At 66.1% G+C, this 15,827-nt stretch carries 14 protein-coding genes; 9 read left to right on the top strand and 5 right to left on the bottom strand.

Going from position 1 to position 15,827, the window contains the following annotated elements; genetic code table 11:
• Positions 1 to 22: 22 nt before the first annotated feature.
• The 9 genes from VJ673_RS15740 (at position 23) to VJ673_RS15700 (ending at position 10,863) form a co-directional block, all read left to right on the top strand.
• Positions 23 to 958: a phosphoribosylaminoimidazolesuccinocarboxamide synthase gene (locus VJ673_RS15740; protein WP_324127079.1), complete on the top strand. Its 936-nt coding sequence runs from the start codon at positions 23 to 25 to the stop codon at positions 956 to 958.
• Positions 959 to 1,275: 317 nt separating this feature from the next.
• Complete coding sequence (locus VJ673_RS15735; protein ID WP_414635665.1) at positions 1,276 to 1,788, top strand: type IV pilin protein; 513 nt, start codon at positions 1,276 to 1,278, stop codon at positions 1,786 to 1,788.
• Entirely contained in the window at positions 1,782 to 2,288 is a 507-nt protein-coding gene (locus VJ673_RS15730) for a GspH/FimT family pseudopilin (protein WP_324127077.1), read from the top strand. The genes VJ673_RS15735 and VJ673_RS15730 overlap by 7 nt, the downstream gene beginning before the upstream one ends.
• A complete protein-coding gene (locus VJ673_RS15725; RefSeq protein ID WP_324127076.1) occupies positions 2,282 to 2,761 on the top strand; it encodes a type IV pilus modification PilV family protein in 480 nt (159 codons plus the stop codon). The genes VJ673_RS15730 and VJ673_RS15725 overlap by 7 nt, the downstream gene beginning before the upstream one ends.
• Positions 2,749 to 3,900 (top strand): PilW family protein, encoded by a 1,152-nt coding sequence (locus tag VJ673_RS15720; protein ID WP_324127075.1) that lies wholly within the window; start codon positions 2,749 to 2,751, stop codon positions 3,898 to 3,900. The genes VJ673_RS15725 and VJ673_RS15720 overlap by 13 nt, the downstream gene beginning before the upstream one ends.
• Positions 3,888 to 4,478: a pilus assembly PilX family protein gene (locus VJ673_RS15715; protein ID WP_324127074.1), complete on the top strand. Its 591-nt coding sequence runs from the start codon at positions 3,888 to 3,890 to the stop codon at positions 4,476 to 4,478. Before VJ673_RS15720 ends, VJ673_RS15715 begins: the two co-directional genes overlap by 13 nt.
• 25 nt (positions 4,479 to 4,503) lie before the next feature.
• The gene (locus tag VJ673_RS15710) at positions 4,504 to 7,746 is read left to right on the top strand and encodes a pilus assembly protein (protein ID WP_324127073.1); all 3,243 of its coding nucleotides are present in this window, start codon (positions 4,504 to 4,506) and stop codon (positions 7,744 to 7,746) included.
• Positions 7,747 to 7,869: 123 nt separating this feature from the next.
• A complete protein-coding gene (locus tag VJ673_RS15705; RefSeq protein WP_324127072.1) occupies positions 7,870 to 8,646 on the top strand; it encodes a DUF2189 domain-containing protein in 777 nt (258 codons plus the stop codon).
• Positions 8,647 to 8,799: 153 nt separating this feature from the next.
• The gene (locus VJ673_RS15700; RefSeq protein ID WP_324127071.1) at positions 8,800 to 10,863 is read left to right on the top strand and encodes a M3 family metallopeptidase; all 2,064 of its coding nucleotides are present in this window, start codon (positions 8,800 to 8,802) and stop codon (positions 10,861 to 10,863) included.
• Between the two features lie 47 nt (positions 10,864 to 10,910).
• On the opposite strand, the gene VJ673_RS15695 is transcribed toward VJ673_RS15700, so the two are convergent.
• From VJ673_RS15695 to VJ673_RS15675, 5 genes are all read right to left on the bottom strand, one after another.
• Positions 10,911 to 11,090 (bottom strand): hypothetical protein, encoded by a 180-nt coding sequence (locus VJ673_RS15695; protein WP_324127070.1) that lies wholly within the window; start codon positions 11,088 to 11,090, stop codon positions 10,911 to 10,913.
• A 186-nt stretch (positions 11,091 to 11,276) separates the two neighbouring features.
• Positions 11,277 to 12,380 carry a nucleotidyltransferase family protein gene (locus tag VJ673_RS15690; RefSeq protein ID WP_324127069.1) on the bottom strand — a complete coding sequence of 368 codons (1,104 nt, stop codon included), beginning with the start codon at positions 12,378 to 12,380 and terminating at the stop codon, positions 11,277 to 11,279.
• Positions 12,381 to 12,429: 49 nt separating this feature from the next.
• Complete coding sequence (locus tag VJ673_RS15685; protein WP_324127068.1) at positions 12,430 to 13,254, bottom strand: polysaccharide pyruvyl transferase family protein; 825 nt, start codon at positions 13,252 to 13,254, stop codon at positions 12,430 to 12,432.
• A 45-nt stretch (positions 13,255 to 13,299) separates the two neighbouring features.
• Entirely contained in the window at positions 13,300 to 14,778 is a 1,479-nt protein-coding gene (locus VJ673_RS15680; protein WP_324127067.1) for a lipopolysaccharide biosynthesis protein, read from the bottom strand.
• On the bottom strand, positions 14,775 to 15,815 hold the full coding sequence (locus VJ673_RS15675; protein ID WP_324127066.1) for a glycosyltransferase: 1,041 nt from the start codon (positions 15,813 to 15,815) through the stop codon (positions 14,775 to 14,777). Before VJ673_RS15675 ends, VJ673_RS15680 begins: the two co-directional genes overlap by 4 nt.
• Positions 15,816 to 15,827 lie beyond the last annotated feature (12 nt).

The raw sequence follows: 15,827 nt of genomic DNA, 5'->3' as shown, positions 1-15,827 counted from the left end.
GCCTGAAAGAGCGTTAACCATCGTGGCCACTCCCCTGTTCGAATCCTCCATCAAGAGCCTGCAATTGCTGGGCCGCGGCAAGGTGCGCGACATCTATGCCGTCGACGCCGACAAGCTCCTGATCGTGACCAGCGACCGCCTGTCCGCCTTCGACGTCATCCTGCCGGACCCGATTCCCGACAAGGGGCGCGTGCTGACCGCGATGGCGAGCTTCTGGTTTGACCGCCTCGGCGCGATCATCCCCAACCAGCTGACCGGCATCGATCCGGAATCGGTCGTCGCCGCCGACGAGCGTGAGCAGGTGCGCGGCCGCGCGCTGGTCGTCAAGCGCCTGAAGCCGCTGCCGATCGAGGCCGTGGTGCGCGGCTATGTAATCGGTTCGGGCTGGAAGGACTACCAGGACAGCGGCGCGATCTGCGGCATCAAGCTGCCCGCCGGCCTGCAACAGGCCGCGAAGCTGCCCTCGCCGATCTTCACCCCGGCGTCGAAGGCCGACGTCGGCGACCACGACGAGAACATCTCCTTCGAGCAGGCCCAGACGCGCTGCGCAGCGGCCCTCACCGAGGAGCTCGCCGGCACCGGCAAGAACGGCGCCCAGCTCGCAGCCCAGGCGCGCGATGCGGCCATTGCGCTATACACCGAGGCTTCGAACTACGCCGCCGGCCGCGGCATCATCATCGCCGATACGAAGTTCGAGTTCGGCGTCGACGCCGCGGGCACGCTGCACCTCATCGACGAGGCGCTGACGCCCGACTCCTCCCGCTTCTGGCCGGCCGACGGCTACCGCGAAGGCATCAGCCCGCCCTCCTTCGACAAGCAGTACGTGCGCGACTATCTCGAGACGCTCACCTGGAACAAGAAGGCGCCCGGCCCGCGCCTGCCCGCCGAGGTCATTGAGCGCACCGCGGCGAAGTACCGCGAGGCGTACGAGCGCCTGACGGGTCTTACGCTGGCCTGATCCCTTCCGCCGGGGCTATTCAGCCCCGGCTCCTCCTGCCGAACGCAACACTCCTCCCAATCGGCAGTCCTCGCCTCCGCGCACCCCCTCGACGTTTTCTTTGCGACGACGCCCCACATGTGGGGAAATGTCCTGAAAAACGTGAAATAATTTGCAATATTTCCGGCAGCGCGCTTGCCGGCGGGATAACGCGGAACGTAACATCCGCGCGCCAAAGATGTCTGACATCTGCGGCTGACACTCGCGTGGAACGGCCGCAGGGACATATACCACCCACATGCTCAGGCAATCCCTGGGCAAGATGATCGACTCAGACGATGACTGCATCCAATGCGCCGCTGGCGCCTGCGCGCGGCCGAAATCCGCATAAAAGACCACGCTCGAACCATTGTTATCGACCGCCCGCGCTGCGCGGTTTCACACTCATCGAGTTGCTGATCGCGATTGTCGTCATTGCGATTTTGGCCGCCGTGGCCCTGCCGTCTTATCAGGATCACGTTCGGCGTAGCCGGATCGTCGAGGCGACGAACGAGCTTTCGACGCTGCGGATTCGACTCGAGCAGTATTTCCAGGACAACCGCAATTACGGTTCGACTGCCACCCACTGCGGCGTCGGCGTTACGACGACCGACTCGTTCGACTTCAGCTGCACGAACAACGGCGCCGACAACCAGGCCTTCCTCGCGACGGCGACCGGAAAAGCGTCCGTCGGCATGACCGGTTATACCTTCACGATCGACAACAACAACCGGCGCCAGACGACGGCCTTCCCCGACACTTCCGGGCTGCCCGTCGACTGCTGGATCACCCGCAAGGGGGGTACATGCTGAGATGGTCGCGGACTCGCGCGGCCGGTTTCACCCTGATCGAAGCGCTGGTCACGATTTCCATCCTCGCGATCATCACCGCGATCGCGGCGCCCAGTTTCGAAGGTGCGTTCGCAAATTTCCGCATCCGCACGAGCGCCGAGGCGATCATGTCCGGCCTGCAACTCGCGCGCATCGAGGCCTTGCGCCGCAACCAGCCCGTCTCCTTCACGCTGACGACGGGGACGGCCGACTGGACGGTGGCCACGCTCAGCCCTGCGAGCCAGATCCAGGCCAGCAAAGGCAACGGCGCCGGCAACCTGTCGATCGAGACGAACTCGAGCCAGTCCGCCGTCACCTTTCTTTCCAGCGGCATGGTCGATACGTCCGGCAGCCGTCTCCAGCAGATCGACATCAGCAGCGACCTGATCGACCGGCAGCTGCGCATCGCAGTGCATAACGGCGGACAACTGCAACTATGCGATCCGGCGATCACGATCTCCGGTGATCCACGTACATGTTGAATTCCGGGACGTCGCGGCGCAAACAGGCAGGCTTCAGCCTGCTCGAAGGGCTGGTCGCCATCCTCGTCTTTTCGCTTGGCGCGATCGGTGCAATCGAAATGCAGGCCAGGGCCGTCCAGTTCGGCAGCGAAGCCCGGGATCGCGCGACGGCCGCCTTTCTCATCAACAAGCTGATCGCCCAGGTCGAGCTGCAGGACGCGACGAGCGGCGATCCGTCGTCGGAGTTTCTGCTCGACCGGACCGAATGCCCCGCATCCTTGGGCACCCATCCGGCAGCGGCCTGGGTGCTCGAAGCTTGCGAAAACTTTCCCGAGGCGAGCGTCACGATCGCGAGACCGTCCGGCGTGACCACCGGCTTTCTGACCATCACGCTCGAATGGAGCGCGGAGTTCAAGCAGCCCGACGGGGCCGGCGGAGCAGTACGCGACTCGCACAGCATGAGCGTCACCAACCGCTTTCAATGGCAGTCATGATGACCGACAAGGGCCCCGGTTGCTCCGGTGCACGAGGCAAGCAGGTGGGCCTCTCGCTGATCGAATTGATGATCGGCCTCCTCATCGGCCTCATCATCACGCTCGCGATCACGGCCTCGGTGGCGACGATCAGCAAGCAACTGCGCACGACGGGCGGCGGGACCAATGCGGGAGAAGAGGCGCAACTCTCAGTCACGCTGATCGACCGCGACCTGCGCATGGCCGGCGCTGCGATCTTTGCGAACTCGGTCGCGACGATGTGCCCGAGCGTGAATGAGTACAAGAACGGGACCACGCTCTACGACGGCGCGACGCTCGGGTCCGCGTTTGCGGCAGTTCGGATTACCGACGGCGGGGCGACGGGGTCCGACACGATCGACGTGGAGAGCTCACCTCCCAGCACCGCCGGCACTTTCACCGCCGCGATCGTCAAGGAAATGCCGGCGACTGCCGGGGTACTGAAGGTCACCGACCCCCGGAACAATCTCTACAACGGAGACCTCATCTTCGTCGCCCACCCCTTGCCCAATCCAGACGGCGATCCTTGCACGCTGATCCAGGTCACCGGCATTACAGGCTCATGCACGAGCAGCACGACGGGCTGCAACGTGGTCTTCGACTCCGGTCAGTCCGGCTACAACCCGTCGAATCCGAACACCGCATTCAGCAGCCCCCAGACCTACGGCCCGGGCTCGGTGCTGGTCAAGATGCCCGCGTTTGCGTACACGCGCTACGAGGTGAAATGCAACGCGCTGCTGCGCCACGACAAGACTCTGACTCCATCCTGCACCGGTTCGCCGTCCTTCCACAACAGCGCAATTGCCGACGGGATCGTGATGCTCAAGGCCCAGTACGGCATCGCCGACGCGGGCAGCGACGTGATTGCAAGCTGGAAGAGTGCGGCGGCCATCACGGAGGACGAGATGGACCACGTCAAGGCAGTGCGCGTCGCCGTCGTCGCTCGTAGCCGCGAGGCGGACGCCAGCGCCGTGACGACCTCGGCGCCGACGGTTTTCGGCGGCGCGCTGACGCTCGACCTGTCCGGCACGAGCGTTCCCGCCGGCAAGACTTGGCAGAACTTCCGCTACCGCATCTTCGAAACGATGACGCCCTTGAGGAACGTCGCATGGAACCGCTGAACCGGGGGCTCCGCGCGCAGACCGGCGTGGTCCTGATCGTCGCGCTGATCATGCTCGCGCTGCTGAGCCTGGCGGCCCTCGGCGTCATCCGTGCAACAGATACCGGTACCCTCGTCGCGGGCAACCTCGCCTTCCGGCAAGCGACGATGCACGCCTCGGAGGTCGCAGTCGACCATGGCTGGGAGGAGTTGGCGAGCGGAAGCTTCGCGTCCAAGGCCTACTATTACGCGATCCGCCAGACCGGCTCCCCGGACCTATCGAGCACCGCCGCGATTGCAACGAGCGCGATATGGGACGGCAACGCCGTGCCGTGCATCGACGAACGCGGCGCGAACACGAACTGCGGCACTGACACGGGCGGCGTGCGCATCCAATACGTGATCGAGCGTCAGTGCGAGAGCGCGCCCGACCTCAGCAGCGCCGACAGCATCAAGTCGGTGTGCGACGTCGATCCCGCGACGGCGGCGAACACCACGCCGGACACGCTCGGCATCTACTATCGCGTCATCATCCGTGCCCGCGGTCCGCGCGGCACGCTCGGCTTCTACGAAGCGATGATCAGCGGCCCCGCCACCTGAGCTCTCCCCCATTGCAGAGAACGTCGTGAATACGCTCCTCCGTCGGATCACCCTGCCGGTTCTGCTCGGCATTGCCCTGTTCAATCCGTTCCTGAACGCGCCCGACGCGGCCGAGACCGACATTGCCGACACGCCGATGGCGGTCGCGAACAACGTGCCGCCGAATTTCATGCTGATGGTCGACAATTCGGGCTCGATGAGCAACATCGTTCCGGATTCGCCGTACAGCACGACCGGCGCATCCTACCTTCCGGGAAGCTGCACTGCGGCCAACCAGCTGATCGACACGGGCAATCCGGTGTCCTTACGCGTGGTCGGCGGCGCGCCGAAAGTCGAACTCGCCAACACGCTCGGAAGCGGCCGCAGCGCAACCAGCTGCACCGCGGGCTGCGCCCTCGGTACCGGCAGCGGTCAGGTGTGCTTCGACGACGCGGCCACCTACACGAACGTTCGTCTGGTGGCGACCCAGTCCTGCGGCACCAACTGCACGACGGCGGCAGGCGCGTCCTACCTCCCGTCCCAGTACTCCGGTCGCTACCTCAACTGGTATTTCGGGAGCGGAACGCTGTCCGGCTGGAGCTCGCGCAAACCGGGCACCGAAACGCGTCTCGAGATTGCCAAGAAAGGCGCCAAGGCCGCACTTGACACGATTCCGCTGAAGACCGCATCCACCGCGACCAAGGCGCGCGTCGGCCTCGCGAGCTATAACGGCGATAACGGCGGGACGCTGCTGCGTGCCGTTGCCGCCCTCGACGCGACCCAGCTGAGCAACCTGAAGACCAGCATCGACGCGTTGACGGCGACCGGCAGCACGCCTCTCTCCGAAACGCTGGCCGACATCGGGCAGTATTTCACGACCGGCTACGGCGGCAATCTGACGATCCACCCCGGCAAGGCGTCGCAGGCCAGCGTCACCGTCCCCGCGCTGTTCAAGCAGGGGACGACCTCGCCGCATAAGCTTAGCGGCGCGCCCGCGGGCTGCACGGGGAGCGCGTGTCCCGTACAGTACTGGTGCCAGGGGTCGGCCGCGGTGCTGATGACGGATGGGCGTCCTCAGCAGGACCAAGCGCTGTCGACCAATTCCTACCTGTGCGACTACGACGGCGACAGCGGCTCCTGCACGACCAACGGCTCAAAGCAGTACGACGAGAAGACCGGCGCAGCGGCGACGAGCCACCCGGGGCACATCGGCGGTCCGCACACCTACGAGAGCGCGGGCAGCGACTACCTCAACGACGTCGCGCAGGCAATGTATGAGACGGATCTCCGGCCCGACATCGTTGCGCCCAACGGCCGCAGGAAGTCGAACAACATGCGGACCTACACGGTCGGCTTTGCCGACGATCAGGCGAAGAACGACCCGCTGCTGCAGGAGGCGGCCCACCAGGGAGGCGGGCTCTTCACCACCGCCGACAATACGGCAGCGCTCACGAAGGCCTTCACCAACGCGATCAACGACGCGCTGGCGAGGGACGGGGCCGCGGCAGCGGTCGCGGTGACGAGTTCGCAGATCGCGACGAACAACACCAGCTACGCCTCAAGCTACAACTCGGGCTACTGGAGCGGCGATCTCGAAGCGTTCTCGCTGGACCTCGCCACCGGACTTCCGATCACCCCCCATATCTGGTCGGCCCAGGAGAAACTCGATGCACTGACGAACGCGGCGAGTTCGCGCAAGATCGTCTCCTACAACGGATCGAGCGGAAACGCGTTCACGGCCGCGAACTACGAGAATGCGGGCATCGGCCTAACGGCCGGCGTCATCGACTTCCTGCGGGGCAACCGCAGCGGCGAAGGCAGCACCTACCGCATTCGCCAGCATCTGCTCGGCGACATCATCGATGCGGAACCCGTGCTCGTCACCGACGGCGGCGCCACGACCGTCTATCAGGCCGCCAACGACGGCATGGTGCACGCGTTCGACGGCAACACGGGGAGCGAGCTGTGGGCCTATATCCCGAGCATGGTGCGCCCCGCACTCGCCCAGCTGGCGGACCCGATGTACCGCCACCGCTATTACGTAGACGCGACCCCGGCGGCAGCCAAGGTCGCCAACGCGACCTTCAGCAAGAAGATCCTCGTCGGTGGTCTCGGCAAGGGCGGTCGCGGATACTACGCACTCGATGTGTCGACCTCGGGCGCAAGCAGCGAAAGCGACGCCGCAAGGAAGGTGCTGTGGGAAGCGCTTGCGACGAACGCCAACATGGGCTTCGGCTTCGGTACGCCGCTCATCGTCAAGACGCCGAACGACGGCTGGGTGGTGCTGGTGACGTCGGGCTACAACAACGGCAGCACCACCGGCGGCGATGGCGCCGGCTACGTCTGGGCGCTGGATCCGAGCGACGGGCACGTCCTGTCCCGCTCCCCCCTGACGACCGGCGCCGGCAACGCGGCATCGCCGTCCGGCCTCGTGCATCTGTCGACGCTCGCCAATGCGACGGCAGGACAAACGACACCCTTCGTCTACGGCGGCGACCTTGCCGGCAACGTCTGGCGCGTCGATCTGAGCGCCTGGTCGATCACGCGGATCGCCCAGCTCGCCGACGGTAATGGTGCGTCGCAGCCGATCACGACGGCGCCCGTCGTACGGCAGGTGCCCGGCTCCACGACCAAGTACCTGGTCATGGTGGGTACCGGCCAATATCTTGGCTCGAGCGACGTGCCCGGCGATGCAGCCCAGAATTCCCATGCGACGCAGACCCAGTCGATGTACGGCATCATCGACGACACGGCGAGCGCGCCGCCGACGCTGGACATCCGCGGCAGCAACGGCAACACCTGCCCGTCAGACGGCGGGAACGGACAGTTCCTCTGCCAGCGCATCGTGAGCTCGACCTCCTCGACCTTCACGCTGAGCAACGTGGCAATGGAGTCCACGCGTCGCGGCTGGTATTTCGATCTTCCGATCGCCAATGGCCGGGTCAATACACACCCCGCGATTACGCAGTCCGGCACACTCGTGTTCACAGTGAACGTTCCGACCAACACCCTGTGCGATCCTGGAGGCTCCAGCTGGTTCTTCGCCGTCAACGCGGACAACGGCGGTGCGATCCTCAAGACCACGGGCGGCGCCAACACCTACGAAAGCGGATGGTTCATGGATTACACGATCGCCAGCCGCGCCGTGGTGATCCAGACGTCGAGCGGCGACCGGGGCCTGATCCAGTTCTCGGACAAACAAAAACGCTCGCCGCCGATCCCCAAGACCGCTCCCGCGACCTCGTCGGCAGTGAAGTGGCGACGGGTTTACTGGCGCGAATTGATGTAGTCCGGCCTCGCCCGGGGAAACGCGAACTTGGCGCCCGGATACTTCTCTAAGAGGAGTCCGGGGCAGGCCCCCTGTTGGCAGAGGCTGCTGCGCCCTGGTACTTCCAACCCCGAGGAGGCCACCATGGACAAGCCGCTAAACTCGTTGGATCGCCATTTCCACCTGCCCGACGTGCGCCGGGTCGAAGCCGACCGGCCGCTGATGTGGCTACGCATGGGATGGAATGACATGCGTTCGAGTCCGGCTGCGAGCCTCGGCTATGGCGCACTTGCCGCGGTCATCGGCTATCTGATCCTCGCCTACGCGGCGAGGATGCCCTACCTGTTCGTGGCGGCGATGTCGGGCTTTTTCCTCGTCGGTCCACTGGTCGCGGCTGGGCTGTACGAGATTTCGCGGCGCAATGAGCGCGGTGAAACCGTGAGCTTCATGGAGTCGCTGAAAGGATTGCAGCGCCACGGCGATCACCTCGCCTACTATGGCGCTTTTCTGGCCTTCGCGCTGATCGGTTGGGAACGCCTGTCCGCGATCCTGTTCGCGCTGTTCTATCACGAGACGGCTTCGCCCGATCTCGCGAACTTTTTCCAGGACGTCTTCCTGTCGGGCAATTATGTACAGTTCGTCGTCTCGTATCTGGTGATCGGTGCCGCCATCGCGGGGCTGATCTTCGTGCTGTCGGTGGTGTCCGTGCCGATGATGATCGATCGTGACGCGGACATCGCGACCGCGATGATGTCGAGCGTACGCGCCGTCGGTCACAACCCTGACGCCATGGCGGTGTGGGCAGTCTTGATCGTCGCCCTGATCGGCGTCGGCTTCGCGACGATGATGATCGGCATGGTGGTGCTGCTGCCGCTTGTCGGTCATGCCACTTGGCATGCGTACAAGGACTTGATCGAATAAGGCGGCTGCGTGTGACACGCCGGACGGGGCCCGAGGGCCCCGTCTCGTTACCGGGCCGCACGCGAAGCGGCGCGGTTAGAATGGCTGCCAGAGCCGGTGCCGGCCGGAGGGCCGGCATCCTTCCCCAACACACTAGCGTTTCCGGGAACCCGAATGACAAATCCCCTTCTCGATTTCACCGGCCTGCCGCGCTTCGATGACATCCGGCCGGAGCACGTCGCGCCGGCGATCCGCCAGCTCATCGATGAGAACCGCGCGATGATCGCCGCGCTCGTCGCCGAGCCGGCCCCGCCGACCTGGGCGAACTTCGTCACGCCGCTGACGGAGGAAGGCGAGCGGCTCGGCCGCGCGTGGGGCATCGTCGGCCATCTGCACAGCGTGATGGACGTGCCGGAGTGGCGCGAGGCTTACAACGCGCTGCTGCCCGAGGTGTCGAGCTTCTATGCCGAGGTCGGCCAGAACCTCGAACTGTTCGACAAGTACCGCCAGCTCTTCGAGAGCGCCGAGTACGACATGCTGTCGCCGACGCGCCAGCGCATCGTCGACCATGAACTGCGCGATTTCCGCCTGTCGGGCGCAGAGCTTCCGGAGAGCGACAAGCCGCGCTTCAAGGAGATCCAGGAAGAGCTGTCCTCGCTCGCGGCGAAGTTCTCCGAGAACCTGCTCGACGCGACCAACGCTCACGCGGAGTGGATAGCGGACGAAGCCGATCTGGCCGGACTGCCGCCGGACGCGATCGAGGCCGCGCGCGCCGCCGCTGAACGCGACGGCAAGCCCGGATGGAAATTCACGCTGCAGATGCCGGCCTACCTGCCGGTGATGCAGTACGCCGACAACCGCGAGCTGCGCGCACGGATGTATCGCGCGTATGCGACGCGGGCCTCTGAACAGGGCAAGGCGGAACTCGACAACGGCCCGCTGATCGGGCGCATCCTCGCGCTGCGCAACGAAGAGGCGCAGATGCTCGGCTATGCGAACTACGCCGAAGTGTCGTTGGTCGCGAAGATGGCCGAAACGCCGGCGCAGGTGCTCGGCTTCCTGGATGAGCTCGCAGCGAAGGCGAAGCCCTTCGCCGAGCGCGATCTCGCGGAATTGCAGACCTTCGCCCGCAGCGGGCTCGGCCTCTCGCCGCTCGAACCTTGGGACATGGCCTACGCTTCCGAGAAGCTGCGCCAGGCGCGCTATGCCTTCTCCGAGCAGGAAGTGAAGCAGTACTTCCCCGAGCCGAAGGTGCTCGAAGGGCTGTTCGGGGTGATCCGCAGCCTGTACGGCGTGGAGATCGTGGCCGAGCAAGCGCCGCGCTGGGATCCGAGCGCGCACTTCTTCCGCATCGAGAAGGACGGCGCCGCGGTCGGCCATTTCTATCTCGACCTGCACGCGCGCGAGACGAAGCGCGGCGGCGCGTGGATGGACTCGGCGCGCAGCCGTTATTCGAGCATGCGTGGGCTGCAGACGCCGGTCGCGTACCTCGTCTGCAATTTCCCCGGCCCGGTCGGCGGCAAACCGGCGACTTTCACGCATGACGACGTACTGACGCTGTTCCACGAGTGCGGCCACGGGCTGCACCACCTGCTGACGCGCGTGGACGACCTCGCGGTGTCGGGCATTCACGGCGTCGAGTGGGACGCGGTCGAACTGCCGAGTCAGTTCATGGAGAACTTCTGCTGGGAATGGGATGTGCTCTCCGGCATGACGGCCCACGTCGACACCGGCGCGCCGCTGCCGCGCGAGCTCTTCGATAAGATGGTCGCCGCGAAGAACTTCCAGAGCGGCATGCAGATGGTGCGCCAGCTCGAATTCTCGCTGTTCGACCTGCGCCTGCACGATGAGGTGGCGCCGACCGAGGCGCGGCAGCCGGTGGCGATCGAACGCGTGATGGCGCTGCTCGATGAGGTGCGCAGGGAGGTCGCGGTCGTCGTGCCACCGGCATGGCACCGCTTCCCGCACAGCTTCTCGCACATCTTCGCCGGCGGCTATGCGGCGGGCTATTACAGCTACAAGTGGGCGGAAGTGCTGTCGGCGGATGCGTTCGAAGCCTTCGAGGAGGCTGGCCGCGGCAAGGGCAGCTTACTGGATCGGGCGACCGGGGAGCGTTTCTGGCGCGAGATCCTCGCGGTGGGCGGAAGCCGTCCGGCAATCGAATCGTTCAAGGCTTTCCGCGGTCGCGAACCAAGGGTCGATGCCTTGCTGCGGCACAACGGGATGGCGGAGGTGTAATCAGCGTACGCGTCGCGCGTCGCTCGTGCAGGTAAAAGAAACGGCGGTCAGTCGACCGCCGCCTTGCCCTCGAGTACCCGGCGCTGCACATGGACGGGCACTCCCCGCTCGGTCATGTTCATGCGTGCATTCGCTTGGTCTCCGCCGTGGGCGAGATAGTAGATGATCGTGCCGACGTATTGGCGCATGGCCCAATCGACACGCAGCTCGGCTCCTTCGTACACCATGGCGATCTCCTCGGGGGCCGCGTGCCGGCTTGGCAGGCGAACTCCGCGCGCCCTCATGAGCGTCCGAGCAAAATTTGTGCCTTAATGTAAAAACCGCGCGGCGACAACGCTTTGGCGCCGGGATCCGACAGGCGACCGGGCGGCGCGGCGAGCCGGTGTAAAGTCTTCCGACAGCCGCGCCGGTGCTCAAGCGCGCGCGTCGCCCCAGCGCAGACTGCTGCGGTCGTCGCCGACATAGAGCGTCTCGCCTGAGCGATCGGCGCAGTACTGCGGCGACAGGATCTTCTCGCAGAAGCGCTGCCCCTCGCCCACCCGCGTGTACTCGAACAGGATGCTGCGTTCGACGCGCGAGCCGCCGCGCAGGTGGCAGCCGTGTCCGATCCAGGCCGGCCCGATCACGGACACGCCCGGTTCGATGCGCACGCCGGAGCCGATGTACACCGGCCCGCTGATGTGCACGCTGTCCCACTCGATCGAGGTGTTGAGGCCGGCCCGCACGTCCGGGCGCACTTCGACGCCGGGCATGCGGATCTGCGCCACCTCGCCGCGCAAGACCCGCTGCAGCACGTCCCAATAGTCGGTCAGCCGCCCGATGTCGATCCAGTTGAAGAAGCGTTTCTGGGCGAAGAAGGGCAGCTTCTCTTCGACCAGCAGGGGGAAGAGATCGCTGCCGATATCAAAGTTGCGGCCGGCGGGGATCAGGTTGAGGACTTCCGGTTCGAAGATGTAGATGCCGGTGCTCGCCAGCGTCGAGCGGGCCTCGGAGGGCTGCGGTTTTTCCTGGAAGGACTTGACGCGGCCCGACTCGTCGGCGACCACGATGCCGTAGTTGCGCACCTGCTCGCGCGGCACCTCCAGCGTCACGACGCTCGCGAGCGCCGCCTTGTGGCGATGTTCGTCGAGCGCCGAGCGGATGTCGAGGTCGATCAGCGCATCGCCGCAGATCACGATCGTCGTTTCGTCGAAGAAGCCGCCGAAGTCCTGAATGCGGCGCATGCCGCCGGCCGAACCCAGGGCTTTGGGAACGATCTCGCCGTGGTCGCGCATGCCTTCAAAGGAATAGCCGATCTCGACGCCCCAGCGATGGCCATCGCGGAAGTAATCTTCGATCTTGGAATGATTGAAGGCGACGTTGATCATGATCTGCGTCACGCCGAAGCTGGCGAGGTGCTCGATCAAGTATTCCAGCACGGGCTTGCCGAGTATCGGCACCATGGGCTTCGGTACGGTTCTCGTCAGGGGGCGCACGCGCGTGCCTTCCCCCGCGGCCAGAATCATCGCTTTTGCCATAGCACTACCTCTCTCTTGTTGGAAAACAGTCGTCGATCCCCTGCCCGGCTCATCGCCACAAGTCCCACGGGAAGGCGGCCAGCAGGGTTTGGGGATCGAAGTCGATCGCGGGCATTCCGCCCATCTCCAGCCCCTCGGGGATCGAGTTTGCATAGCGAAAGTCGCTGCGGCCGGTGCCGTAGTAGTAGTCCTTGTACTTGAAGAGGTTCTCGGTCTCGGACAGGCGGACATAGCGCGCGGGGATGCCGAAGGATTCGGCGATGACGAGGCCATGCAGCGAGCTCGCGAGCACGAGCCGTGCCTTGACGATCTCGGCGATGACGGTGTTCCAGCCCGCGAGCGGCGACACGACGCGGGGGTCGCCGACGACGAGCCGAAGGTCGTGCAGGTTCGGCACGAAGACGTAGGGTTTCTCGCCCGTGCGCCGGAAGCGGCCGGCGAAGAGATGCCTCACCAGCAATCCCGGGTCGCCATACACCGGCGGCACGCGCATGCCGCGCCGACGCAGGAATTCCTCGGTGAGCGGACCGCGCACGGCGCGGACGTCGAGGCCCTGGGCGGTAAAGCAGGACTCCTCGACCTTGCCGTTGACGCCCGCCCCCCAGATGACATCGCCGTCGCGGGCGAAATGGAGGATCGAGCCGATCGCGAGCAGCCGCGCGGAGCGCGTGACCTCGTCGTCGAGCGTCAGGCCGCGCATGCCGAGCACGCGCGAGACGACGATCTGCGACAGATGGTCGCCGAAGTTCACGCTGCCGTTGGCCGGCCGCCAATGGAAAAGGGAAACATGTCCGTAGGGCAGCGCCCCGGGTATCGGCAGCGCCTGCGTCTTGGTCTCGTGGCCTGAGATAAGGGTTCGGATCCTGTTCAGCATGGTCTCGTGTGGAGTCGTTGGGGGATCGGAGTGCGAGGCCTGCGCTCAGCCGGCGCGCAATAGCGAGCGACCGCGCAGGATGTCGGCGACGCTGCGGCGAAAGGCGGGCCACAGGGAGGTCACGAGCAGGAAGGCCGCCAGCATGACGACGGTCCCGAGGGCGAGTCGCGGGGCGAGCGGGCCGGCCAGAAAGGCGGACGCCGCCGCGGAGGCGACGCCGCACGAGCCGTAGGCCGCGACGATGCGCAAGCCGTTGCCGAGCATCGCCCCGACCGGCGCGCCCGTGTCGCGCAGCCACGCGAGCCCCCAGAGCCAGGTCGTGGCGGCACCGACCGACAGCGCCACGGCGATCCCCGGCACTCCCCACAGCGATCCCAAGGCGATGCCACTGATCACGAACAGACGGGACGACAGCGTGAAGCGCAGATTCGAGCCCGTGAGTCCCTTCGACAGGAAGACCCAGTAGGTGGCGGTTGCTGCCGCCTGAAAGATGCCGGCGAAGGCGAGGACCCGGAAGATGGGCACGGCCGGCGCCCACTGCGGCCCAAGCACCAGCACGATGAGCGGCTCGGCCTGTGCGCAGGCAAAGGTGAAGATCGCGATCGTGACATGCAGGATCAGCGCTTGGCCGTGCAGCAGGAAACGCGCGTAACGCTCCGGGTCGTTGTGCAGCCGCGACAAGACCGGCAATGCGACCGAGGTTGCCGGCGCGTTGATCTGGTTCAGCGGCAACATCAGCAGCTGGTAGGCGCGGTTGTACAGCCCGAGCAGTTCGGCGCCGAAGCGGTTGCCGATGATCAGCGCGTCGATGTTGCGGCTCGCGTAGGAGATCAGTTGCGTGCCCATCAGGTTTCCGCCGTAGCGCAGAAAGCGGCCCATCTCGACGCCGCGCCGCGGCAGGCCGGGACGCCAGCCGCTCGCGACGATCAGCATCGTCAGCGTCGCGACCGCCTGGCTGAGCTGCTGGCCGACCAGCGCCCAATGGCCGCGGCCGTTGAACGCAAGGCTCAGTCCGACGGCCAGACCCACCGCCATCGCGGTGACGTCCACGGCCGCCAGCCGCCCGAAGCGCATGTCGCGATTGAGCTGGGCGCGGAACTGGGTGGCGAGGCCGTTGAGGAAGAAGGAGAACGCGAGTGCCCGGGTGACGGACTCGAGCGCCGGCTGGTGGTAGAAGGCGGCGATCGCCGGCGCCGCGGCACATACTGCCGCCGCGAGTACGGCGCCGATCCCGCTATTGATCCAGAACAGGTTGCTGCGCTGCGCCAGGGACACGTTGGGCGCCTGGACCATCGCCGAGGACAGCCCGAAGTCGCGCAGGACCTCGGCGACGCCGACGATGGCGGTGACCATCGCGACCAGCCCGTAGTCGGCGGGCGACAACAGGCGGGCGAGGAAGATGATGCCGCCGAACTGGAGCGAGACCTTGCATGCCTGCCCGCCGAAGGTCATCGCGGCGCCGCGCGCAGCGGCCGCGCCCAGGCCGACGGGAGCCGTCGCGGCGGATGCGTTGTCGGCGCTCATGCATGCCTCCCGTGGCCGCGGATCGCGGCGAGATAGGCGAGGTAGTGCAGTTCGCCGGCATCGGCCCACTCGCGGTGAGAGAAGTTCGGCGTCGGCGCACGGGCGGTCGTCCTGACGCGCCACAAGGCGTTGGCGAGCGTCGCAGCGTTGAGTTCGCCGTCGTAGAGATAGACCCAGTCCCGTCCGACTTCGTCCGCCAGGGCGACGTTGGGTGCGTTGCGCGGCACCAGCACGGGGCGGTTGAGCGACAGCGCGAGCAGCATCGAGCCGGAGTTGAGCATCTCGCGGAAAGGCAGGACGACGAGCTCCGCCCGCCCGATCTCTTGTGCGAGCGTCGCGTCGTCGACATAGTCGAGCAGCGCGCTGACGCGCGCGTCGGCCGCGCAGGCATCGGCCACCTTCTCGCGCAGGGCGTCGGTGGAGGGTCGGCCGACGATGCGCAGCTCGGCGTCCGGGGCGAGCGCAGGCGCGAGGGCGAGAAAGCTGTCGAGCAGGTCCTCGACGCCCTTGTAGGGACGGATCAACCCGAAATACAGCAGGCGCCCCGGCTGTGGCGGCGGCACGTCCATCGCGGCGAACCAGTCGCGGTAGTGGCCGTGCAGGATCGTCATCGTCTGCGGCGGGCGTTGCGCGGTCACCGCGTTGAGCCGGATCCACATCCGGGTGCGGCGATCGAGCAGGCGCAGCAACAGGCGCTCAAGCATGCCGGCGCCCTCGTGCGGCGCGAGGTTGTGCAGCGTGCGCACCACGGGCCGACGCAGCAGCGCGGTGCGCAGGATCAAGGCGAGGAAGAGCGCGTATTGCAAGCCCCTGCTGCGCTCGGGCGCCCGCAGCAGGAACTCCGGCCAATGCACATGCAGGACGTCGTAGCGGCCGAACAGCGCGGTGCGCCACGAAAAGAAGGCGACCTCGGCGTGGCATGCGACGGCGGTCATGACCTGCTTCACGTAGGGGTTGTCGTTGTCCGTCTGAGGCCGCACGGACTGCAGGACCGTGATCGGCCGGGTTTCCTTCCCCCGTGTCATTTGAGCTGCCATCGCTCGTCTCCC

It is taken from the genome of Aromatoleum sp. (assembly GCF_035254505.1).
GTDB lineage: Bacteria > Pseudomonadota > Gammaproteobacteria > Burkholderiales > Rhodocyclaceae > Aromatoleum.
Note: the sequence above shows the minus strand (reverse complement) of the source record. Positions and strands in the feature narration are given on the sequence as shown.

What these genes read in the sequence shown, in the direction of transcription:
- VJ673_RS15735 (WP_414635665.1), top strand. Translation starts at nt 1,276, where the DNA reads ATGACTGCATCCAATGCGCCGCTGGCGCCTGCGCGCGGCCGAAATCCG.
- VJ673_RS15730 (WP_324127077.1), top strand. Translation starts at nt 1,782, where the DNA reads ATGCTGAGATGGTCGCGGACTCGCGCGGCCGGTTTCACCCTGATCGAA.
- VJ673_RS15725 (WP_324127076.1), top strand. Translation starts at nt 2,282, where the DNA reads ATGTTGAATTCCGGGACGTCGCGGCGCAAACAGGCAGGCTTCAGCCTG.
- VJ673_RS15720 (WP_324127075.1), top strand. Translation starts at nt 2,749, where the DNA reads ATGGCAGTCATGATGACCGACAAGGGCCCCGGTTGCTCCGGTGCACGA.
- VJ673_RS15715 (WP_324127074.1), top strand. Translation starts at nt 3,888, where the DNA reads ATGGAACCGCTGAACCGGGGGCTCCGCGCGCAGACCGGCGTGGTCCTG.
- VJ673_RS15705 (WP_324127072.1), top strand. Translation starts at nt 7,870, where the DNA reads ATGGACAAGCCGCTAAACTCGTTGGATCGCCATTTCCACCTGCCCGAC.
- VJ673_RS15700 (WP_324127071.1), top strand. Translation starts at nt 8,800, where the DNA reads ATGACAAATCCCCTTCTCGATTTCACCGGCCTGCCGCGCTTCGATGAC.
- VJ673_RS15695 (WP_324127070.1), bottom strand. Translation starts at nt 11,090, where the DNA reads ATGGTGTACGAAGGAGCCGAGCTGCGTGTCGATTGGGCCATGCGCCAA.
- VJ673_RS15690 (WP_324127069.1), bottom strand. Translation starts at nt 12,380, where the DNA reads ATGGCAAAAGCGATGATTCTGGCCGCGGGGGAAGGCACGCGCGTGCGC.
- VJ673_RS15685 (WP_324127068.1), bottom strand. Translation starts at nt 13,254, where the DNA reads ATGCTGAACAGGATCCGAACCCTTATCTCAGGCCACGAGACCAAGACG.
- VJ673_RS15680 (WP_324127067.1), bottom strand. Translation starts at nt 14,778, where the DNA reads ATGAGCGCCGACAACGCATCCGCCGCGACGGCTCCCGTCGGCCTGGGC.
- VJ673_RS15675 (WP_324127066.1), bottom strand. Translation starts at nt 15,815, where the DNA reads ATGGCAGCTCAAATGACACGGGGGAAGGAAACCCGGCCGATCACGGTC.